Consider the following 20728-nt stretch of genomic DNA (forward strand, 5'->3'; position numbering starts at 1 on the left):
ACCTTCATAAATGTCTCAGTCCATAGTCACTTACTTTGCCATCGTGTGTGTATAAATATACAGTCCTGTATATTAAAATGGAAAACCGATAAGTAGCATTTTAGACTTTCTTAGAGCCTAAGTTGTTACTGGTAAAGCCAGACACGTACTACTTCAATCTAGATTCGCAAAGGAGCAAATATGAAAATTTCAGGAAAGTTCGAGGTTACTGTAAAGCCGATGGATCCGTATGCGAAAGGCAGTGAAGGAAACAGCTTGGGGCGTATGTCAATTAATAAAGTCTTTTACGGTGATCTTTCAGGAGGAAGTCGAGGAGAAATGTTAAGTGCAATGACTCCCGTAAAAGGATCTGCGGGGTATGTAGCTATAGAGCAAGTTGCCGGTACTTTAGGTGGTAAGCGAGGCACGTTTGTTTTACAGCACTTTGGGACTATGAAGAAAGGAGAGGACTTCCTTATTTTAGAAGTTGTGCCTGATTCTGGCACTGGAGAACTAGTGGGACTCTCTGGGAAAATGTCTATTCAGGTGGATGGTGGAGTTCATTACTACGACTTTGAATACCAACTTGATTAATAGGAGTTTGCTGTCTGTATAGCGTCATGGAGAGGTTATTCGATCGAAATTTATACGGTCTGTACTCGTCTTGATTGAAGGTGCAACCTCGGATTGAATATTTGCTAATAGAAATTCAATCTGGGGGATCAGTGTCGTTTTCATAATATCTAAGTTTAGAAGAAGGGCTGAACAGGTGGGTAAGTCTGCGGGGATATATTGGTGAGTGTATCGTCAAAGAACTTTCTTCCTGTATAGAACAAGATGATATCGCCAGTGGAAATCCGCTGACGATAAATTGCTAGGTCGCTAAAAGTCATAGGAAAGCTGGGCGATTAGCTCTCGTGGTTGGCCGGGAAAATGTCCTTGCCGCTCATTAAAACCGCTCACTGCATACGTTTTATTCAAAAGGTTTTTCACGTTGATACTCAGCTGAATATCATCCCAGCGAGTTGCCCAGCTGGCATCGAGTACAGTGTAGGCCTTTACTTTTTGATCATCGAAGCTTATTTGATCGCTCACATAGTCGGCACCAATGGCAAATGCTGAGTCCCATATACTGAGGTCATAGCGGGCCCACAAGCCTGCTTGGTGTTTGGGTGCATTTACGAACTGACCTGAGTCTGACACATTGCGTGAGTCACCCTCAGCGATATACGTATCGTTGTACGCATAATTAGCTGTTATGCTGAGCCTCTCAGTTATGTCACCGACTAAGGTGAGCTCGCTTCCACCACTTTGAACCTGCCCGAGGTTGATAATTTCGGCTTCATTTGGGGTCTCTTCGGCACTGATATAGGCGGGGTTGCTTTGGGCCATATTTGCTTTTTTTATCTGATAGAATGCTAGAGTGGTCAGGATACGCCCATCCAGCCATTCCTTCTTCACACCAATCTCCACTTGACTGCCAGTACTGGGTTCAAGCTCCCCGGCGCCACCCTCAAAGTCGTCTGCGCTCACCGGATTAAAGCTCTGGGAGTAATTTGCATAGAGGGATAGTGTATCTACGGGCTTATAAGTGATGCCTGTACGGTAGCTTGCATCATTATCTTTGTAGCTATTGCCGCTTTCTTTTTCAGTTTCGTCGAACTGATCAAGGCGCGCACCTAGCATCCAGAACCACTGATTGGTCAATTCCACAGTGTCCTGGATATAAATGCTGGTACGGATGCTGGCCGTACCATCCTTATTCATATTGATAAGGTTGTAAGTTGACGGGTCAGTTATGCCGTAGTTGAGTTCGTAGATGTTGAGGTTTGTAACACCCTCTGCTCCAGGGCGCGCTCGCCAATAGTCATATTTTGTATCAACATCATGATAGTCACCACCAAGCAAAATCTGATGATTCATACCTGAAATGTCTGTGTCATACACAAAATCCAAAGTAAGGCTCAGCTCTTCATTTGCCCGGTACTGATCGCGGTACTCACGGCGGATGGTTCCATCTTCAGCATTGGCCATTCCATCACCATTGATGTCTACCCAACCGCGTGATTCGTGATAAGCCTGCTCCCTTTCATTTTCCATGTAACGCAATGTTGCGTTAAAGTTCAGGCTATCTGTCACCTTATGCTTGACTTTAGTTCGAAGAACCAAGGCTTTTAGGTTTTGATAATCAGATTTTTCGTTGGTGTTGTAGGAAGGATCTACCAGGAATTTGCCGTCATCATTAACGGGTACGCCGCGCAAGCGGTTACCGCCTAGGTTTTGTTCTATGTGCTCGAAGGTGGTCGTCAGGTGAGTGTCTGCTGAGAGGTCAAATAGTAGTCCCCCGGCAAGTTCAATGTTCTCGCTCTTCGCATTATTGCGAAAGCTATCTTGAGATTCATAGAAGCCTCCTAAACGATAGGCGATATTTCCAATTACACCGCCTGTTAGCTCGATAGAAGCTCCTTTTAGCGATTCGCTTCCGGAGGTGACTGTTAATTCACGGCGCTCATCGAAAGTTGGCCTCTTGGAGGTGTAGTTAATCATCCCTCCGGGCTCACCGCCGCCATAGAGGGCGGAGGATGGCCCTTTTAGTACCTCGATGCGCGCTACATTTGATACTTGAGGAACACTAAACCCTGAATAGGGATCGCCGCGGACTCCATCGTAAAATATATTTTTATTGTCTCGAAATCCCCGAAATGTGACTCCGGAATAGCTGAATTCACTAACTCCTGCGATGGAGCGGTACAAGTCAGTGATATCGCGGGCAGCCTGGTCTTCAATAAGCTGTTCACTTAGTACCTGAGCAGACATCGCAATATTTAATAAGTCTGCGTCTGTTTTAGTTCCAACTTGTGTATGAGAGTCCAGATAAAATTGTTGGGCTCTACCAATAACTTCAACTTCTTCTACCGTTTGAGTTACTTCCTGGGCAGACACCAACGCAGCAGGGGCTAGTGAGGCCCATACTGCCAAGTTGAGTTGTTGAGGGTACATATCGATAGAATTCCGTACAAATAGGGTCGATTATAATTGATAATGGCTGACAATTTTGAGATGTAGTAATAAATGGGAGGCAGTCGTAGGAAGCTAAAAAGCTATTGTGCAGATTGGAGAGTAGGTAGGAAGAGTTGATAGCTTAGAACCCTAGCCGTCAACAAAGCATTGATTTTCCTTGAAAGGGTGTCAGTAATTGGTTAAAGAATTGATGGTTTGTCCGAATGATTGAATTAAGAAACATTGAAAAGAATGATGAAGCACTTCTGGTTGAGTACTTAAATGATGAGTCAGTGCTTAAGTATTTGTCATCGAGAATTCCTCACCCTTATACATTGGAAGATGCGGCTTGGTGGGTTGATAAAGGTTGTGGGAAGGATGGGGTTGTAAAGGCAATAGAGTACAGAGGGGCCTTTTGCGGGATTATAAGTATGCGCGAGCAGCTGTTTGAGCATTCTCACTCCGGTGAGGTTGGATATTGGGTTGCGCGAGAATTTTGGGGGAGAGGAATTGCTACTATTGCTTTGACTCAGTTTACTCGTGCGATTTTTTCTTCACAAAATATTGTCAGGCTTTATGCCTCTGTCTTTTCTGGAAATGTCGGATCAATGAAGGTTTTACAGAAGGCGGGGTATAAGCATGAAGGGACTTTAAGCTGCTCAGTAAAAAAAGGGGGTATTTATTTTGATGAGTACATTTTCGCCAAGGTGAATGCCCCATCATAAAATTTCGAGTTATATTCTTAGTTGTGGAATATTAGAATTGAACAGAGATACTGAATTCAGTAGAGAGCTGAGCAGGATATCAAAATACTTCAGCTACCTGCTCAGGCATAAGCCTGAAGCCATCGGCTTGTTTATGGATGAGAATGGATGGGTGGCAGTTGATGAGTTGATTCAGAAAACTGTAGACTTTGAGCTAAACAGGGATTTGGTTTCTGTCGTTGTGGAAACCAATGATAAGCAGCGGTTTTCTATAAGTGATGATGACCTTTCTATCAGAGCCAATCAGGGACATTCTGTAGATATTAATTTACATTTAAGCCCCCTTGAGCCACCAGGTGCGCTTCTCCATGGCACTGCAGAGCGTTTTGTTGAAGATATCCTCGCGCAAGGACTGAAGAAAATGCAAAGGCATCATGTTCACCTGTCAGAATCCGAGGCAGTTGCTCGATCTGTTGGGGCCAGGTATGGCAAGCCCGTACTGTTAAGGGTGGAGGCTAAATCCATGCATCGAGATGGTTTTGATTTTTATCGCTCTGCTAATAATGTGTGGCTGGTTGATCATGTGCCAGTCAAGTATATGAAGTTACTTTAAAGGCAGGGATTATCAGTATTGTTATATGGGTACTGTTAGTGGAGGGATACTCTAGAGTCAGCTTATTTATAAAGGAAGAGCCATTGATCAAGATACACCCCTTGAATGGATAGGCCTATTGGGGGTGAAGATCGCTTTATAAATTTTTATGCCATAATAAGGAATAATTATAATTTTTCTGTATACCAAATTTTTGGAGTTACAAGCACGCCAGCCTTTTTTCTAGATTCTTCAAGCTCACTACTATTGACAAACTTGATAGCATGCTCCTTCGAAGGAAACTCATGGATCACTGTTACATTGTGATGGTTGTCAATTTCTCGATATACAGATGTAGCTGTAGCGCCCATTTGCTTCACTATAGGCATAAACTCTTCTAGCACTCTGTGCCATTCGTTGAAGTCCTTAACATTCGCGTGCATAAATAGATGTATCATATGGATACCAGTTGGTCAGTAGATGCTGCGTGTTATACAACCTTGTGAATAGTTATAGTAGTTAGCTATTCAGGGTCAAGTTTTAAAAAGGTTCCCAATAGTAGCCTTTGGGTCGCAAAGGAGATGTTTGGCAGGTATTGGGGGTCGGTTGTTATAATAGGCCTTTAAATTTATTAATTGTATGGAGTCAGGGGATTTGACTTAAATAGTATAGTTAGTAAAGCGCTATCTTGTGAGTCAACCTTTGCCCCTTATTGCGCAGCCTACTTTCTAATTAAATCCACAGGAAAAGTACAAGCTCCGTATATTGCTATTTAATTCTGTGCGATGAGGTGAGCCCAAATGGGTACGATTGTTTTGTTTTGGGTTTCTTATAAGGCTCCCGTCTAGAAATAGTAATTTTAACTTATTGATTAGCTTTTCTGAGTAAGTGTATCTTTCTATTTGTTCCTGCCCATTAATGAAAACAGATAGTTTGGCGGTGATTTTCGCAATGTGGCGTGTATCTACTGTGTTGGGATTTTCTGGTATTGGCAGATAGTGATACCAAGATTTGATTTTTAGTGCATATTGAAATTTGAGTTTTTTCTGGGGGAGCTTATGGATCTGACTATTTCTATTTTAGGGCATGCACTTACAGCTATCGCGGCTCTTTTGGCAATTCATGGGAAGACATGGGATGAAACCCAAATTGGCCTGAAAAGGGTAACCAGGATAGGCGGTGTTGCAGCCGGGGTGGCAGTTGTTGGTCTGGCGCTTTCAATCTTTCAGACTATCGATAAGCATCAGGAAAAAGCTGCTTATAAGGAATATGCAATTTCAAAAATTGAAAAGGGGTGGAGCAATCTTTTTGTTCCCTTTGAGGCGCTCCACTACCAGGTGACAGGCTTGAAACCCAAAAAGGGGGAGCACCTGGAGTTTGCCGAGTTGGTATTGAAGGAAAATCTATTGGCCAGCTTTGATAAGGTGGACTTTAAAGAAGTTCATCGATTTCCCAAGTTTGGGACAGTTGGAAATATGGTTTGTGCACAAACACTTTCAGGTATGGGGACGGTTTCCAGATATATTGAAGAGTACTCAGATCATTTGGATTTAGAAATCAAGGCTTCGGTAGAGGAGTTGCAGTTAATGCCTGCTTTTTCCACACTAATACGATTTGGCGGCTGTCCCGGTATTAAGGGGCGCTCAGTCAACGATCCTGATCGTTATCAGGGGAAATTTGATACTCCGGAAATGCGAGCTTACATCAGGAAGCTAATCGCATTTCAGAAATTAATAGGCTAGGGGGTAAGTACTTAGTGGAGATATACAAAACGGCAGCTCAATAGCATACCGTTTTGCAGTCGGTCGTGACCAGGGTCATATATCAGACGGCTCGACCTTGCTTCTTGAATATTGTGATGGCGCTTATAGTGAGTTCCTTGACTAAAGCCTCAAATTTTTGCAACGGCATATTTCTAGCCGGAGCAATATTCAATAGGTGCTCGCTGACTTGAACGAGTTTCAACCCTTTGGGGGGGTGAATGTGGGCAGGAAATCTACAAACCCATCCTGTTAATGGTAGTTTGTTGATAGCTTCTCTATCGAGAGCTTGAATTCCTTTGCCGTTAGCAATGATTACTTCGATATCATCAAGGTGGGTGGTATCAATGTTTTGTGGTTTTCTTGGTGTTGAGTTAGGTTTTCTAAAACTCTCGAGTTTTAAAAGTTCTTCGTAGGTGATATAGAGCTCTATTCCAGACATTCTGGTCTCCTTCTCACGGTCATCAACTAAAACTTGTGTCCGATGCTCCTGAGCATTTTGGGGTGAATCGGATCGCAATTATTTTTTAGTGTTTATTAATCTAGTTGTTATTCCAAAAATCGCAATCAAATTCGATGATATGCATCATATAGACATATTGATACTTTGAGCAATGTTTTAAACTCTCAATAGGGGGGGTAAGAATATTACAGCGACTGATTGTGTAGAAAATTCACGAAAACCGCCGTTGTGAATTGAGTTTGTTACTTGCCGGGCTGGGTAATTTATTATTTTAAGCGTTGGCGTAATGCTTAAAATAATAAACTGCCTTGCAGTTATTCAAATTTATTTATATTTCCTTTTTGATGTGGTGCTTGAAGGTTTATCTGGTTGATTGGACTTTGAAGCATGACCGCTGGTTTTGGTCAGCTTAAAAACTCGTTTGCCTTTTATTTGATGCCTCACAGGTGGTTCTCTTCTGGGGTCTCCAGGTGGAGTGGGAGAGGTTTATTTAATTTCATTTAAGAAGCCTTGCGTCGATATATCTTTTAGGCATGTGATACATCCTGGCGCTGGTAAGTAGGTCGAGTTTTAGATTAAAGCAATCCCTGTAAGACAGAATTGCAAAAGCTGGCGTGCATAATGCTATCTCGGATACAACGTATAAAAATGGATAAGCACTATGGAAGAGAAGGATTCGATTAACAAGAAAGTGTCGAGCAAAAAAATTAGCCGTAGAAATTTTACTAAAGGGGCGATGCAACTGGGTATTGCTGCCAGCGCGGCTTCAACAGGATTGGTTTCCGCTCTCTCAATGTTGGATCGGAATTTCTATGATCAATATGACTACGTGATTATTGGGTCGGGTGCGGGTGGAGGGCCATTAGCGGTAAATTTGGCAAAGGCGGGATTTTCTGTTTTGGTGTTGGAAGCTGGTGCTGATGACCCCAGTGATGACACCCATAATATTCCAGCATGGCACCCCTTTGCTTCTGAAGACCCCAAATTGAGCTGGGACTTTTTTGTTAAGCATTATGCGGATATCAATCAGCAGCAACTGGACGAAAAATATGTTTCCGGGAAGGGAATCCTCTACCCACGGGCGAGTACTATCGGTGGTTGTACCACGCACCATGCACTGATTACGGTCTATCCACATAACAATGATTTTGACCGCATAGCACGGGATACAGGGGATATTTCCTGGGATAGCGCAAATATGCGGCGATATTTTGAGCGTTTAGAGCATTGTGAATATGTGCCCCGCCCAATTTTCTCCAATCCATCCCGTCACGGTTTTGATGGTTGGCTGCCTACGAATCGCGGCAACCCCGCGTTATTGCTGGAAGACCCGGCGATCTTGAAAGTTGCGCAGGCTGCGCTGGCCAAGTATGGGCTCGAAGGGGCTTTGGAAAAAATTATCAGTGGCAATCTTCGCTTGGATATCAATCATTGGGACGTGGCCGGTGGCCAGGAAGGGCCTTTTATCGCCCCTATGGCAGCAGATAGCCGAAACCGCCGTACCAGTGTGCGTGAATACCTCTTGGATACCCAGTCAATTTACCCAAATTTGCTTCATATTCGTACAAATTCACTGGCAACTCGTGTGTTGTTTGAGGGGAATATTGCTGTTGGGGTGGAGTTTTTAGAGGGGGCGAGCCTGTATAAGGCAGACCCTTACCATGACGAAAGTGGTACTGCCGGAGTCTTGAGGCAAGTGCGGGCAAATCGCGAGGTTATCTTGTCTGGAGGGGCCTTCAATAGCCCGCAACTTCTCAAGTTGTCAGGAATTGGTCCCGCCCATGAGCTCCGAGATCACGGCATAGAGCCCCTGGTAGATCTGCCTGGGGTAGGAGAGAACCTCCAGGATCGCTATGAGGTCGGAATCGTTAGTGAGATGAGTGAGGATCTTGCCCTTCTTAAAGATTGTACTTGGGGGGAGGGGAATGATCCCTGCTTAAATCGCTATCGCTATGGTTGGTTCAATCAGGGGCCCTACAGTGGAAATGGTCCGGTATTGTCTCTGGTCAAACGTTCCAAACCGGAGCTGGAAGATCCCGACTTGTTTATTTTCGGAGTGCCCTCCGACTTCCACGGATACTTTCCCGGGTACTCCCAGGCGTTGCGGGACTACAAGGACCGTTTCTCCTGGATTGTACTGAAAGGCCATACGAACAATACCGCCGGGCGTGTGACCCTGCAATCTGCTGATCCCAGGGACACACCTGAAATCAACTTCCACTATTTTGGTGAGGGTAATGATGCTCTGGGAGAAGACCTTCAGGCAGTTGTTGAGGGGGTAAAAATTTCCAGGGATATTATGTCGGGCCCTATTGTGAGCAAGCAGGTCTCCAGGGAATTATTGCCCGGTAAAGAGGTTCAGTCAGATCGGCAAATTGGCGATTTTGTTAAGAACCAAGCTTGGGGGCATCACGCTTCCTGTTCCAATAAAATGGGGCCTGCCAGTGATCCTATGGCAGTTGTCGACAGTAAGTTCCGGGTTCACGGCACCAATAATTTAAGGGTGGTGGATGCTTCGGTGTTCCCCCGAATCCCCGGTTTTTTCATTGTGGTGCCGGTCTATATGATCAGTGAAAAGGCGAGTGATGACATCATTGCTACAGCAACTGGGCTGAGCGCTTGAAGATTTGTATGTGAAATAAAAAGCCCCGCAACGCGGGGCTTTTTATTTAGAATGAGATGTTCTTCGGTGTGCGCGGGAAGGGGATTACATCGCGGATGTTGCCCATGCCGGTCACGTAGGACACGATGCGATCAAAGCCCAGGCCAAAGCCCGCATGAGGCACTGTACCGTAGCGGCGCAGGTCGCGGTACCAGTCCAGGTGTTCCTTGGGTACATTCATTTCATCCATACGCTCATCGAGCTTCTCCAAACGCTCTTCACGTTGGGCACCGCCGATAATTTCGCCGATTCCCGGTGCCAGAACATCCATTGCGGCAACGGTTTTGCCATCGTCGTTCATGCGCATGTAGAAGGCTTTAATGTCCTTCGGATAGTTCATCACGATAACTGGCTTTTTGAAGTGCTTCTCTGCCAGGTAACGCTCATGCTCAGAGGCCAGATCAATACCCCAGGATACGGGGAACTCGAACTTCTCTTTGCAGCTTTCCAGGATTTCAATCGCTTCGGAGTAGTTGATGCGGGCGAAATCGTTGTCGATGATATTCTCCAGGCGGCTGATAGCCTCCTTGTCGATGCGCTGAGCAAAGAAGGCCATATCATCGGCGCGTTCTTCCAGTACCGCCTTGGATACATACTTCAGCATTTGCTCAGAGAGATCGGCTACATCCGCCAGGTCTGCAAAGGCAACTTCCGGCTCAACCATCCAGAACTCTGCCAGGTGGCGAGTGGTATTGGAGTTTTCTGCACGGAAGGTGGGGCCGAAGGTGTACACCTTGGACATGGCCAGGCAGTAGCTCTCAACATTCAGCTGGCCGGATACAGTGAGGAAGCTCTCTTCGCCGAAGAAGTCCTTGCTGTAGTCCACTGCACCTTTATCTGTGCGCGGTAAGTTCTCCATATCCAGGGTACTGACCCGGAACATCTCGCCAGCACCTTCACAGTCAGAAGCGGTGAGAATTGGGGTGTGCACGTAGAGGAAGCCGTTCTCGTGATAAAAACGGTGAATCGCTTGGGCGATACAGTTACGTACGCGGGCTACGGCACCACTGACATTGGTGCGCGGGCGCAGGTGAGCGTGTTCGCGCAAGTGCTCCATAGTGTGGCGCTTGGGGGACATGGGATAGGTATCCGGGTCTTCCACCCAGCCGACAACCTGGACTTCGGTGGCGAGCAGTTCGATAGACTGTCCCTTGCCTTCGGATGGTTTGATGGTACCGAGGATATCTACCGCGCAGCCGGTAGTCAGGCGCTGCACTTCTGACTGGTAATTGTGCAGGTGATTCTCAGCAACGACCTGGATCGGATCAAAGCAGCTGCCGTCGTGTACGGCCAGGAAAGAGAGGCCGGCTTTGGAGTCGCGGCGGGTTCTGATCCAGCCTTGAACGCGGACTTCTTCGCCCTCGCGACCGCTGGATTTCAATAGGCTATCTACGGATTCGACTTTTACTGTCATTTTCTATCGGTTTCTCATTAGTCCGGAAGGTGGTGTTCTGTCAGCTTGCCTAAAAGTTGACCACCCCACCAAGGTGAAGTTACGGCGGGCATATTGACTGGTTGTAGAGGGGAAATCCAGTCCCTTGGCTATCGGACAGCTCTTCAAAATCTCCCTAAGGACTTTGAAGAGCTGTTATGGCCTCTATATTGGTGATGTCTCACCAGCGGATTGCAATGGGGGTGCCGATTTTTACGAGCGCCATAAACTCATCCATCTCGTCATTGGTAAGGGCAATGCAACCATCAGTCCAGTTAAAACGTTGGGTGATTGGAGCGAGCCAGCCGAGTCGATTGCGCTGGCCATGGACCATAATGAAGCCACCTGGCGAGACTCCCCGAGCCTCAGCTTGAGCGCGGTCTTCGGCATTGGGGTAGGAGATATGCATTGCCCGATAATAAGAGGAGTCTTCTTTTTTGTAGTCCAGCGTGTAGTGTCCTTCGGGGGTTTTTTCATCGCCTTCCTGCTGCTTGTGTCCTTGGGGTTGCCCGCCGAAGGCGACATGGTAGCTCTTTATGACCTTGTCGCCATCGAGCAAGTGCATTTTGTTTTCGGACTTAATCACTTCCACCAGGGTGACTTCAGCCTGGGCAATAGTGGTTAATGCAAAAAGCAGAATGGCGATATAACGCACAGTTTGTAACTCCAGTTGGAGGTGGTTGATTCAGGTTACTGTGATATAAATTTTCCGAATCAGCAAAAAGGCGGGGCTGAATTATCTTGCAGCTGCAGCTAGAGTGGGGTGCTTCACTTTGGGTGAGGCAGGCAGCTTCAGTTGAGTGCCTGCCAGGATGCGCTAGATCAGCCGCTGGGCTTTTTCACCGTGTGTAGGACGGTGTCCTGCTCAAAGAAAACGTAGAACTCGCCGTATTCCCAGCGCGTGATAGCGGGTTCGCCAATTGGCCCCTCAATACCAAGGGGTTCCCCCAGGCGTGAGGTCACATCATGTTTTTTAAGCCCACGGACTTCTTCAATGGTGAGCTCCCCACCCTGGGTGCCTACGGGTACTTCAATGGTTGTCGCCTGGGCGCCAAAAGTAAGAAGTAGTGCCATTGAGCCAGCGAGACAATTCAATCCGCTGCGGAGTCTGCTGAACATTTTTTGTTCTCCGATGTAGATGTTCCATTAGCCGTCCCATTAAAACAGAATTTCCGCCAATGCTCCTGTTCTTCTTCACGTTTTCGCGCCAAGAATAGAAATAAATGCGCCTCTTTGGAATGTTAGGTGCCATGAGTTGACGGCTAAATTCTTGCAGCGCTACTACTTCGGATTTTGATGCGATTTAACAGAAGACGGCTTGGCTGGCTGTATCGGCGCCTATGCTAGGCTGTTAATTATGCTTGGCTTGTCGAGCGGACAAGAATGAGGCTGGTTAATACCTTTTCAATTCTCGGCCTTCTTATTGGTTCTATCTGCTTTGCGCTCTCCCTTACGCCATCCCTTATTCCTCGCAGTGATGTAATGCAGGGAATACTGGGCGGCGTTGCATTCTTTGTCGGCTATGTTTTCGGCGTCTTTCTGAGTTGGCTTTGGAAATACCTGGGTATCCCCAATCTGCCGATTTCCACATGGCAAAGACGTCTATTTGATCGAAGTGTATTAGCCGTATGTCTCCTTCTTTTTCTTGTTTCTCTCTGGCAGGGAGTGAAGTGGCAGAACTCTATCCGCGCCCTTATGGGTATGGAGCAGGTTGGTACCGTAGAGCCTATTACGATCGCTGTAATATCTCTCCTCATGTTCCTGGTGTTGTGGTGCCTGGGAAAAGGGTTTCAGCGAATAGTTCTCCTGGTGGCCTGCTATGTGGAGCAGCATGTGCCGGAGCGAGTGGCGATGCTTGTGGGTGTGTTGGCGGCTGTGCTCCTTTACTGGGCTGTTTTTAATGGAGTGCTATTGAAAGCAGGTTTGCATGTGATCTCATCGACCTATCAGCGGCTAGATAATTCTTATGCGAAGAGTATTCCCCCTCCGGCAGACCCCAATCTTCCTGGTGGCGCCAATTCGCTGATTAAGTGGGATGACATTGGCAATCAAGGGCGCCGGTTCTTAACGCTGGGGCCGACAGAGGAAGAAATAAAAGAGGTGGCTGGTTCTGCAGTACAGCCCATCAGGGTTTTCGTTGGGCTTGATAGTGCTGTGACGCCCATGAAGAGCGCTCAGTTGGCGCTGGAGGAATTAAAGCGGGTTGGTGCATTCAGGCGTGAGATCTTGTTAGTGGCAACTCCAACCGGCGCCGGCTGGGTTGATCCCGGTGCTGTAAATTCTTTAGAGTTTTTGTATCGAGGTAATACCGCCACTGTTGCGGCGCAGTACTCCTATTTATCCAGTCCAATAGCGCTGATGGCGGATGATTCTGAGGGGCTTGAGTCGGCGCGAGCACTGTTTAAGGTCATTTATGATTATTGGGCGGAGTTGCCAGAAGATGAGCGGCCCCGAGTTTACTTGTTTGGCCTCAGTCTTGGCGCTCAACTTTCCGAAGACTCCTTCGACTTCTATGACATTATCGATGACCCGATTGATGGAGCCCTTTGGGCTGGGCCGCCCCTCGGTGTAGGCATGTGGAGCCGGATTGTCAGAAATCGAGATCCGGGCACTCCCGCCTGGCTGCCAGAGTTCAAAGGGGGGGAGGTGGTGCGCTTTGGTAATCAGTACGGAGGCTATATTGGTCGTGAGCCATGGGGTGAGTTCAGGATTGCATTTTTGCAGCACGCCAGTGACCCGATAGTATTCTTTAGTGTGCGCTGGGCGCTGGAAAGGCCCGACTGGTTGAACCATCCCAGAGGGCCTGATGTATCGCCGGATCTCCAGTGGTACCCTCTAGTTACCGGCTTGCAGCTGCTGGCAGACTTAAATGTAGGGCTCGCTCCGTTATCTTTTGGCCATCGGTATACCCCGTGGGGATACACCTTGGCGTGGCTCGCCCTTACAGAGCCAGAGGAGTGGGATGAAGAGGCGTTGAAGCGCCTGAAGGCCCAGCTCAAGACATACAACGTTCGGTAAACTTGCCTAAATCTTTGGATTTCCTGACGTTTTTCCGTTTAAATCGACCCTATGTTAAAACCTGTTCCCCTATTTATTGGTCTGCGCTACGTGGCTGCCCGCCGCAGGCAGCAGTTTATTTCCTTTATCAATGGCTTTTCTCTACTGGGGATGGCCCTTGGTGTTTTTGCGTTGATTGTTGTCGCTTCTGTTATGAACGGCTTCGATCGTGAGCTTAAAACCCGAATACTAAGTGTGGTACCTCACGGCTTTGTCGAGCGGGAAGGCGGTCTTGTGGACTGGGAGACACCTGCACGGCATTTGGAAGCTCAGCCACATGTCGAAGCGACCAGCCCTTTTGTGAATGGCTACGCCCTCTTGAGTGCCCATGGCAGCAGTCACGGTGCCCAGTTCCAAGGTGTGGAACCGCAAGCGCTGCGCAAGGTGTCTACCGTCGGTGAGCATATGGTGATGGGTAACCTGGATTTGCTCGAGCCCCGCAGCTACGGGGTGGTTCTGGGGCGAATCCTTGCTCATCAGCTCAATGTGATTCCCGGAGATTCGGTAATACTGACCCTGCCAGAAGTCAGCGTTACCCCCGCTGGTATATTCCCCAGAACAAAGCGTTTCACGGTTGCCGGTGTTTTCTCTGTGGGTGCGCAGGTGGATCAGAATGTCGCGCTGATCAATATTGAAGATGCTGCGCGCCTGACCCGGGTGACGGGTAAGGTCCAGGGGCTGCAGTTGCGCTTTGACGATATGGACAATGCGCTGGGGCTTGTTTCTGTTTATGCAAATGAGCTGGGCGAGGGTTTTCAGGGTGAAGATTGGGGGGATTCCCAGGGAAGTCTTTTCCAGGCAGTTAAAATGGAAAAGACCGTTGTCACGTTGATGCTGATGATCATTGTTGCCGTGGCCGCATTCAATATTGTCTCCGCATTAGTACTGATGGTTGCGGATAAGCGCTCCGATATAGCGGTGCTGCGAACATTGGGGCTCACCTCCCGCCAGATTATGGCGGTGTTTGTGATTCAGGGGAGTGCCATTGGCATTATCGGCGCTTTTGCCGGTGCTGTTTTAGGTATCGTGATAGCGATGAACCTGACTGAAATGGTGACCTGGATTGAGTCGGTAGTGGGTGCCAAGATATTTGATCCCCGTGTTTTCTTTGTTAGTTATCTGCCTTCTGAATTCCGTGTCGGCGATGCAGTGGTGGTGCTAACGGCGGCAATTTGTATGAGCCTGTTGGCAACGATATTTCCTGCCTGGCGAGCGGCGCAGATTGAGCCAGCGGAAGCTTTGCGTTACGAATAATTTATATAAGTCGGCCTGTTTTGGTGTGATTTATAGATGTTGAGAGACAGCGAATAGTTTGATGAACAGTCGAGTGGAAATAGATACGGAAAAAGCGCAGCCAGCTCCGGCCCCGAATGGTGCTGTTTTGGCTTGTCGGCAATTGCGCAAACATTATCGCCAGGGAGGCCGGGACCTGGAGGTTCTGAGTGGTGTTGAGCTTGAGGTAAAGCGGGGCGAGAAATTGGCCATCGTCGGCGCTTCCGGCTCTGGTAAATCGACACTGCTCAACTTGCTTGGTGGTCTCGATACCCCAAGCTCCGGTGAGGTCTGGGTTGCGGGTAAGAATCTCGCTGAACTCAACGCCAATGAGCGGGGCTGGTTGAGAAATAGCAGTCTCGGTTTTGTATACCAGTTTCACCATTTGCTTAACGAGTTTTCCGCCCTGGAAAATGTCGCCATGCCATTACTGATAGGTAAGCGTTCAGTTGCCGAAGCTCGCAAAGAGGCCGAGGCGATGCTCACAGCGGTAGGTCTGGGTGAGCGCATGGGCCACAAGCCATCACAGCTTTCTGGCGGTGAACGGCAACGGGTGGCCATTGCCCGAGCACTGGTGACAAGGCCTGCCTGTGTTTTGATGGATGAACCCACCGGCAATCTGGATCGGGCTACGGCGGCAGAGATCCATAAATTGATGGATCGCTTGAATCGGGAGATGGGAATTAGCTTTGTGATCGTTACCCACGACCCGGATCTGGCGGCAGCCCTGGATCGCTGCCTGCATTTGATCGATGGGCGACTGACTGCTGACTGGCACCAGGGTGATCATGTTTAAGCCTCTTCCCGCCTATATTGGGCTGCGCTATGCCGGTGCCCAGCGTAGAAATGACGATTCTGCCGGGTTGGTCTCATTCATTTCCGGTTTATCGATGATTGGTTTGATCCTCGGTGTCGCCTTGATGATTGTGGTGATGTCGGTGATGAATGGTTTTGACCGGGAGTTGCGCGAGCGAATCCTGGGAATCATGCCCCATGTCACTATTTACAACGGGAGCCCTGATGTGGATTGGGCCCAGTTGCGCCAACAATTGGTTTCCGACCCTGCGGTTCTCTCTGCGGCAGAAGTGTGGCAAGTCAATGCGCTTGCCAGGCGTGGGGCTGAAGTGACGCCGCTGTTGGTGCAGGGGGTAAACCCGGAGACAATTACTGAAGTTTCCAATATCGGGGACTTCCTTGAATCCTCATCCTTCGATGCCTTGCTTGACCCATCTGAACCGGGTGTGGTTCTGGGTAAAGGGCTCGCTGAGAAGTTGGGGGTTGAGGCGGGTGATTACCTTTCCCTGATTGTACCAAATAACGATAGTGCCACCGGTGCACGTAAGGCAGCCAGGGTTGCTGGATTTAAAGTGGCGCAGGTTTTTCACTCTGGCACTGTATTGGATCAATCTCTCGCCCTGGTTGCCTGGCAGCAGGCCAGGACTCTGGCTGGAGGTAGCGGTGGGGCAGGGGTCCAGTTACGGGTCAATGAAATGCTCGAGGCCAACTGGATTATGCGGCGTCTTCTGCAAGACCTGCCTCGGGGCAATTTCTACGGCACTGATTGGAGCCGAACCCACGGCAACCTCTACCAGGCTATTCAGATGTCCCGCAACCTGGTGGGGTTACTGGTTTTCCTGATTATTGCGATTGCCGCTTTTAATGTGGTTTCCACTTTGGTGATGGTGGTTATCGATAAGCATACTGATATCGCCATCCTCCGTACTATGGGTGCCAGTACCCGGCAGATTTTGCTGACTTTTGTGAGTCAGGGGGCGCTGGTCGGGCTTGTGGGGGCTGTAGTTGGCGGTGCGTTGGGGGTGTTAGGCTCTCTGACGGTGACCAAATTGGTAGCGGGGCTGGAATCAATGCTCGGCATCCAGTTCTTAAAGTCTGATGTCTATCCCGTGGATTATTTGCCGTCCCAGTTGGTATGGGGAGACGTGGCACTGGTTGTGGCGGCGGGCTTTCTGCTTAGCTTGCTGGCAACTTTGTATCCGGCCTTGAAGGCCAGTCGGGTTCAGCCGGCAGCGGCCTTGCGCAATGAATAAGTTGGGTAGGGTCTCAATTTTTAGAAGATATCTACCGGTGCCCGCCGCAATTTTGGCTTGGGTGCTGGCTGCCTGTTGGAGCCTGCAGAGGGTTTACAGCGGGAAAAATTAACTGACCGCTGATCGCCTTTGGATTCGCAATTTCCATCTTTTCACAACGTGCCAGCGCCAGAGGGCACGCATGGCAAAATAGGCCACTGTCGCAAAGAATGCCCCGGCAATCAGAGAGCCGGTAAATAGTGGTAGCCAGATCTTCCCGACTTCACTGGTCAACCATTCCCACGACAGTTCAATGCTGAAATCCACCGGTGGCGCCCCCAGAACCCAGGCGCCGAGCTTGTAAGTGCTAAAGAAAATAGCCGGCATGGTGATCGGGTTACTGATCCATACAAGAATCATCGATAAAGGTAGATTGCAGCGCAGCCAAAGTGCGAGCAGGGCGGCTATAACCATTTGCCCTGGCAAAGGGAGGAAGCTGGTAAATACGCCAACCGCAAATGCGACCGAGACTGAGTGTCGGTTCAAATGAAAAAGGTTGGGGTCGTGGAGAAGAGTCCCCAGAAATTTGAGGCCATTGTTGGCTCTAACTTCTTCGGGGCTTGGCAGCCATCGCCTGATAATACTCTTCGGCATAACTCTGTCTGTAACCTGGGTGGTGGCAGCCTAAAACAAGCGCTGTTCCGAGGCCTGGATATTCTTTCTGTGGGATTTTCCCTAAGCCCCAAATAAAGCATAGAGCGCTCGCGTTAGTCGAACAGGCTCATCTGGCGCGGGCGCTATTATGCCCACTTAAACATGGCAAGACTACTGCTCTGTTGAAAGTCACCTATTTTGCCCTATTGTCAACAATCCTTAATGTTTAATCGGGGATGCCTGCAGTTGACGAGAGAATGCTGGTGATTTAATGTCATGCCCCATTAAGATTGTCGACAATCCAGGTCTTGCATGACTGTAGTTGGTACTGCCGGTTCAGCTTCAGAGGAGCGCCAAAGTCTTGCTGAACGCTTATTTCTGACTTTGCGCGCTGAAATTGTGGAGGGGCAAATTGCCTCTGGCAGCAAAATTAGCGAGCCGGAACTGGCGCGCCGCTTTAATGCCAGTCGCGGGAGTTTGCGCGAAGCCGTGATGCGCCTGGAGTCTTTGGGGCTGCTGGAACGCAAGGTCAATGTCGGAGCCCGGGTTGTAGAGTTAAGTGAGCGCGGCTTACTGGAACTCTATGAAGTTCGCGAAGCCCTTGAGGGGATGGCTTGCCGTCTGGCAGCGGAACAGCGCACCGAGGAAGACCTGGTTGAGCTGCGCCAAATGCTCTATCACCATGAGCAGCAGGAAGAGCTGCAGGCCGGTAAGGCGTACTTCCAGCCGGAAGGGGATTTTGATTTTCATTTCCGCATCGTGCAGGCATCAAAGAATGATCTTCTGATCGATACCCTGTGCAATCGACTTTATTACCGTGTTCGTATGTATCGCTACCAATTGGGGATGGCCAGTCCCCGGGCCCAGCGGGCTTTCCGCGAGCACAACCATATTATTGAGGCCATTGAGGCCGGGGATGGTGAGCTGGCGGAGCTGTTAATGCGCCGGCATATCCGCGCCTCGAGAATAAACATTGAAAAGAAACTGAGGTAGAGCATGAGCCAAAAGCCTTCTGCTGGCGCGCGTTTCCGCGCTGCACTCGCCGAGAATCAACCGCTGCAAGTGGTTGGTACCATCAACGCCTATTCCGCCATTATGGCCGAACGTATTGGTCACAAGGCGATTTACCTGTCTGGCGCCGGTGTTGCCAACGCCTCCTACGGTCTGCCGGACTTGGGTATGACCAGTCTCGATAATGTACTGGAGGATGTGCGCCGTATAGCTGCTGCCAGTGAGTTGCCGCTTTTAGTGGATATCGATACTGGTTGGGGCGGCGCTTTCAACATTTCCCGCACCGTTAAAGAGATGATCCGCGCTGGTGCCGCTGCGGTACACATTGAAGATCAGGTAGCGCAGAAGCGCTGTGGCCATCGCCCGAATAAAGAGATTGTTTCCAAGCAGGAGATGGTCGACCGTATCAAAGCGGCAGTAGATGCCCGTACCGATGATGATTTCTTTGTAATGGCCCGCACCGATGCCTTTGCACAGGAAGGGCTCGATGCGGCTATTGAACGCGCCCAGGCCTGTATTGAGGCTGGCGCCGACGGCATTTTTGCGGAAGCGGTTACTGAGCTAGAGCACTATCGTGCCTTTAAAGACGCGCTAAATGTGCCGATTTTGGCGAATATTACCGAGTTTGGTAAAACCAAGCTGTATAACGCCAAAGATTTGGGCGAAGCGGGCGCAGATATCGTACTGTATCCACTGTCGGCGTTCCGTGCGATGAACCGTGCGGCGGAAAATGTTTATACCAGCATCCTGCAAAATGGCGACCAGCAAGCGGTTGTCGACACCATGCAGACTCGTGAGGAGCTGTACGATTACCTGAATTATCACGAGTTTGAACAGAAGCTGGACGAACTTTTCAATAAGTAGGCATTACGGAGTTATTCATAGGCTCCCAAGCAGCCCGGTGCGAAAGCCGGGCGCTGCGCTTTCAATTGGATGAACACAGCAAATGTGTATACAACAGGGGAAATAAGAAGATGGTAGAGAAAGCATTGGGCGGTGCTGGTCTGCGCGGCCAGGTAGCAGGTAAAACTGCACTTTCTACAGTGGGCAAATCCGGTTCCGGCCTGACTTACCGCGGTTACGATATTAAAGATCTGGCCCAGCACTGTGAGTTTGAAGAAGTTGCCTACCTGATTTTCTATGGGGAATTACCCACTGAGGGAGAGCTGGCGGAGTACAAGGCGCTGCTGAAAGCCAAGCGTGGCCTGCCGCAAGCATTAAAAGAAGTGCTTGAGCGCATTCCGGCTGATGCCCATCCTATGGATGTAATGCGCACCGGTTGTTCCATGTTGGGTAACCTGGAAGGTGAAGAATCCTTCGCCCAGCAGTTGGATAAAGCCAATCGCCTGCTGGCCGCATTCCCCTCCATAATCTGCTATTGGTACCGTTTCACCCACGACAATGTGCGCATCGAAACTGAAACCGATGACGACAGCATTGGCGGCCACTTCCTGCATATGCTGCGCGATGAGAAGCCCAATGAACTGCACGAGCAGGTCATGAACGTTTCCCTGATTCTGTATGCAGAGCACGAATTTAACGCATCTACTTTTACCGCTCGCGTTTGTGCCTCCACTTTGTCCGATCTGTTCAGCTGCATCACCGGTGCTATCGGTACTCTGCGTGGTCCTCTGCATGGTGGTGCCAACGAAGCGGCAATGGAACTGATCGAGCGTTTCTCCAATCCAGACGAAGCAGAGAAAGAACTGTTGGGTATGCTGGAGCGCAAAGAGAAGATTATGGGCTTCGGCCACGCCATTTACCGCGAGTCCGACCCGCGCAATGAGATTATCAAAGGCTGGTCTGAAAAGTTGGCTGAGGATGTTGGTGATACCGTGCTGTACCCAGTATCTGTTCGCTGTGAAGAAGTGATGTGGCGCGAGAAAAAATTATTCTGTAATGCAGACTTCTTCCACGCTTCCGCATATCACTTTATGGGTATTCCCACAAAATTGTTTACCCCGATTTTTGTAATGTCCCGGGTTACCGGCTGGGCTGCACATGTATTCGAGCAGCGCGCTGATAACCGCATTATTCGCCCGAGTGCAGAGTACGTAGGTGTTGAGCCCCGTACAGTAACTCCAATCGCTGAGCGCGGTTAATTTTCATTTCACT

Annotated in this window: 19 protein-coding genes; 12 read left to right on the forward strand and 7 right to left on the reverse strand. The window is 49.0% G+C overall.

What is annotated here, in order from left to right; translation table 11 throughout:
• The first annotated feature begins 180 nt into the window (after positions 1-180).
• Entirely contained in the window at positions 181-573 is a 393-nt protein-coding gene (locus ACJJII_RS16380) for a DUF3224 domain-containing protein (RefSeq protein WP_444916957.1), read from the forward strand.
• Positions 574-861: 288 nt separating this feature from the next.
• Here ACJJII_RS16380 and ACJJII_RS16385 read toward each other — a convergent pair whose 3' ends face one another.
• Positions 862-2979: a TonB-dependent siderophore receptor gene (locus tag ACJJII_RS16385; protein ID WP_444916958.1), complete on the reverse strand. Its 2118-nt coding sequence runs from the start codon at positions 2977-2979 to the stop codon at positions 862-864.
• 224 nt (positions 2980-3203) lie between these two features.
• On the opposite strand from ACJJII_RS16385, the gene ACJJII_RS16390 reads away from it, so the two are divergent.
• On the forward strand, positions 3204-3704 hold the full coding sequence (locus ACJJII_RS16390; protein WP_444916959.1) for a GNAT family N-acetyltransferase: 501 nt from the start codon (positions 3204-3206) through the stop codon (positions 3702-3704).
• Between the two features lie 37 nt (positions 3705-3741).
• Positions 3742-4296, forward strand: coding sequence for an RNA 2'-phosphotransferase (locus ACJJII_RS16395; RefSeq protein ID WP_444916960.1), 555 nt, complete (start codon positions 3742-3744; stop codon positions 4294-4296).
• Between the two features lie 167 nt (positions 4297-4463).
• On the opposite strand, the gene ACJJII_RS16400 is transcribed toward ACJJII_RS16395, so the two are convergent.
• Positions 4464-4733: a DUF1330 domain-containing protein gene (locus ACJJII_RS16400; RefSeq protein WP_413665629.1), complete on the reverse strand. Its 270-nt coding sequence runs from the start codon at positions 4731-4733 to the stop codon at positions 4464-4466.
• Positions 4734-5333: 600 nt separating this feature from the next.
• Between ACJJII_RS16400 and ACJJII_RS16405 the strand changes: the two genes are divergently transcribed.
• Complete coding sequence (locus ACJJII_RS16405) at positions 5334-6017, forward strand: hypothetical protein (RefSeq protein ID WP_444916961.1); 684 nt, start codon at positions 5334-5336, stop codon at positions 6015-6017.
• Between the two features lie 82 nt (positions 6018-6099).
• On the opposite strand, the gene ACJJII_RS16410 is transcribed toward ACJJII_RS16405, so the two are convergent.
• On the reverse strand, positions 6100-6477 hold the full coding sequence (locus ACJJII_RS16410; RefSeq protein ID WP_444916962.1) for a hypothetical protein: 378 nt from the start codon (positions 6475-6477) through the stop codon (positions 6100-6102).
• Between the two features lie 682 nt (positions 6478-7159).
• Here ACJJII_RS16410 and ACJJII_RS16415 point away from each other — a divergent pair.
• On the forward strand, positions 7160-9121 hold the full coding sequence (locus ACJJII_RS16415) for a GMC family oxidoreductase (protein WP_444916963.1): 1962 nt from the start codon (positions 7160-7162) through the stop codon (positions 9119-9121).
• Positions 9122-9167: 46 nt separating this feature from the next.
• On the opposite strand, the gene asnS is transcribed toward ACJJII_RS16415, so the two are convergent.
• The 3 genes from asnS to ACJJII_RS16430 all read right to left on the reverse strand — a co-directional run bounded on the left by asnS (position 9168) and on the right by ACJJII_RS16430 (position 11711).
• Positions 9168-10574: an asparagine--tRNA ligase gene (gene asnS / locus ACJJII_RS16420; protein WP_444897139.1), complete on the reverse strand. Its 1407-nt coding sequence runs from the start codon at positions 10572-10574 to the stop codon at positions 9168-9170.
• Positions 10575-10773: 199 nt separating this feature from the next.
• On the reverse strand, positions 10774-11247 hold the full coding sequence (locus ACJJII_RS16425) for a L,D-transpeptidase family protein (protein ID WP_444916964.1): 474 nt from the start codon (positions 11245-11247) through the stop codon (positions 10774-10776).
• 167 nt (positions 11248-11414) lie between these two features.
• On the reverse strand, positions 11415-11711 hold the full coding sequence (locus ACJJII_RS16430; protein WP_282932628.1) for a hypothetical protein: 297 nt from the start codon (positions 11709-11711) through the stop codon (positions 11415-11417).
• Between the two features lie 264 nt (positions 11712-11975).
• Here ACJJII_RS16430 and ACJJII_RS16435 point away from each other — a divergent pair, with 264 nt between their 5' ends.
• The 4 genes from ACJJII_RS16435 (at position 11976) to ACJJII_RS16450 (ending at position 16969) form a co-directional block, all read left to right on the forward strand.
• Positions 11976-13610, forward strand: a complete 1635-nt coding sequence (locus tag ACJJII_RS16435; protein WP_444916965.1) for an alpha/beta hydrolase — start codon at positions 11976-11978, stop codon at positions 13608-13610.
• 51 nt (positions 13611-13661) lie between these two features.
• Positions 13662-14903, forward strand: coding sequence for a lipoprotein-releasing ABC transporter permease subunit (locus tag ACJJII_RS16440; RefSeq protein ID WP_444916966.1), 1242 nt, complete (start codon positions 13662-13664; stop codon positions 14901-14903).
• Between the two features lie 61 nt (positions 14904-14964).
• Positions 14965-15717, forward strand: coding sequence for a lipoprotein-releasing ABC transporter ATP-binding protein LolD (gene lolD, locus ACJJII_RS16445; RefSeq protein WP_444916967.1), 753 nt, complete (start codon positions 14965-14967; stop codon positions 15715-15717).
• The gene (locus ACJJII_RS16450; RefSeq protein ID WP_444916968.1) at positions 15710-16969 is read left to right on the forward strand and encodes a lipoprotein-releasing ABC transporter permease subunit; all 1260 of its coding nucleotides are present in this window, start codon (positions 15710-15712) and stop codon (positions 16967-16969) included. The genes lolD and ACJJII_RS16450 overlap by 8 nt, the downstream gene beginning before the upstream one ends.
• A 108-nt stretch (positions 16970-17077) precedes the next feature.
• Here ACJJII_RS16450 and ACJJII_RS16455 read toward each other — a convergent pair whose 3' ends face one another.
• Positions 17078-17602: a DUF2062 domain-containing protein gene (locus ACJJII_RS16455; protein ID WP_413665638.1), complete on the reverse strand. Its 525-nt coding sequence runs from the start codon at positions 17600-17602 to the stop codon at positions 17078-17080.
• A gap of 312 nt (positions 17603-17914) precedes the next feature.
• Here ACJJII_RS16455 and ACJJII_RS16460 point away from each other — a divergent pair, with 312 nt between their 5' ends.
• From ACJJII_RS16460 to prpC, 3 genes are all read left to right on the forward strand, one after another.
• Entirely contained in the window at positions 17915-18595 is a 681-nt protein-coding gene (locus tag ACJJII_RS16460) for a GntR family transcriptional regulator (RefSeq protein ID WP_282932633.1), read from the forward strand.
• A gap of 3 nt (positions 18596-18598) precedes the next feature.
• Positions 18599-19477: a methylisocitrate lyase gene (prpB, locus tag ACJJII_RS16465; protein WP_444916969.1), complete on the forward strand. Its 879-nt coding sequence runs from the start codon at positions 18599-18601 to the stop codon at positions 19475-19477.
• Positions 19478-19587: 110 nt separating this feature from the next.
• Entirely contained in the window at positions 19588-20715 is a 1128-nt protein-coding gene (prpC, locus tag ACJJII_RS16470; protein ID WP_444905390.1) for a bifunctional 2-methylcitrate synthase/citrate synthase, read from the forward strand.
• Positions 20716-20728 lie beyond the last annotated feature (13 nt).

The sequence above is a fragment of the Microbulbifer maximicatervae (SeqCode) genome, assembly GCF_052467825.1.

What these genes read in the sequence shown, in the direction of transcription:
- ACJJII_RS16410 (WP_444916962.1), bottom strand. Translation starts at nt 6,477, where the DNA reads ATGTCTGGAATAGAGCTCTATATCACCTACGAAGAACTTTTAAAACTC.
- ACJJII_RS16390 (WP_444916959.1), top strand. Translation starts at nt 3,204, where the DNA reads ATGATTGAATTAAGAAACATTGAAAAGAATGATGAAGCACTTCTGGTT.
- ACJJII_RS16435 (WP_444916965.1), top strand. Translation starts at nt 11,976, where the DNA reads ATGAGGCTGGTTAATACCTTTTCAATTCTCGGCCTTCTTATTGGTTCT.
- ACJJII_RS16440 (WP_444916966.1), top strand. Translation starts at nt 13,662, where the DNA reads ATGTTAAAACCTGTTCCCCTATTTATTGGTCTGCGCTACGTGGCTGCC.
- ACJJII_RS16430 (WP_282932628.1), bottom strand. Translation starts at nt 11,711, where the DNA reads ATGTTCAGCAGACTCCGCAGCGGATTGAATTGTCTCGCTGGCTCAATG.
- ACJJII_RS16400 (WP_413665629.1), bottom strand. Translation starts at nt 4,733, where the DNA reads ATGATACATCTATTTATGCACGCGAATGTTAAGGACTTCAACGAATGG.
- lolD (WP_444916967.1), top strand. Translation starts at nt 14,965, where the DNA reads ATGAACAGTCGAGTGGAAATAGATACGGAAAAAGCGCAGCCAGCTCCG.
- ACJJII_RS16405 (WP_444916961.1), top strand. Translation starts at nt 5,334, where the DNA reads ATGGATCTGACTATTTCTATTTTAGGGCATGCACTTACAGCTATCGCG.
- asnS (WP_444897139.1), bottom strand. Translation starts at nt 10,574, where the DNA reads ATGACAGTAAAAGTCGAATCCGTAGATAGCCTATTGAAATCCAGCGGT.
- ACJJII_RS16385 (WP_444916958.1), bottom strand. Translation starts at nt 2,979, where the DNA reads ATGTACCCTCAACAACTCAACTTGGCAGTATGGGCCTCACTAGCCCCT.
- ACJJII_RS16415 (WP_444916963.1), top strand. Translation starts at nt 7,160, where the DNA reads ATGGAAGAGAAGGATTCGATTAACAAGAAAGTGTCGAGCAAAAAAATT.
- ACJJII_RS16460 (WP_282932633.1), top strand. Translation starts at nt 17,915, where the DNA reads ATGACTGTAGTTGGTACTGCCGGTTCAGCTTCAGAGGAGCGCCAAAGT.
- prpC (WP_444905390.1), top strand. Translation starts at nt 19,588, where the DNA reads ATGGTAGAGAAAGCATTGGGCGGTGCTGGTCTGCGCGGCCAGGTAGCA.
- ACJJII_RS16450 (WP_444916968.1), top strand. Translation starts at nt 15,710, where the DNA reads ATGTTTAAGCCTCTTCCCGCCTATATTGGGCTGCGCTATGCCGGTGCC.
- ACJJII_RS16380 (WP_444916957.1), top strand. Translation starts at nt 181, where the DNA reads ATGAAAATTTCAGGAAAGTTCGAGGTTACTGTAAAGCCGATGGATCCG.
- ACJJII_RS16455 (WP_413665638.1), bottom strand. Translation starts at nt 17,602, where the DNA reads ATGCCGAAGAGTATTATCAGGCGATGGCTGCCAAGCCCCGAAGAAGTT.
- prpB (WP_444916969.1), top strand. Translation starts at nt 18,599, where the DNA reads ATGAGCCAAAAGCCTTCTGCTGGCGCGCGTTTCCGCGCTGCACTCGCC.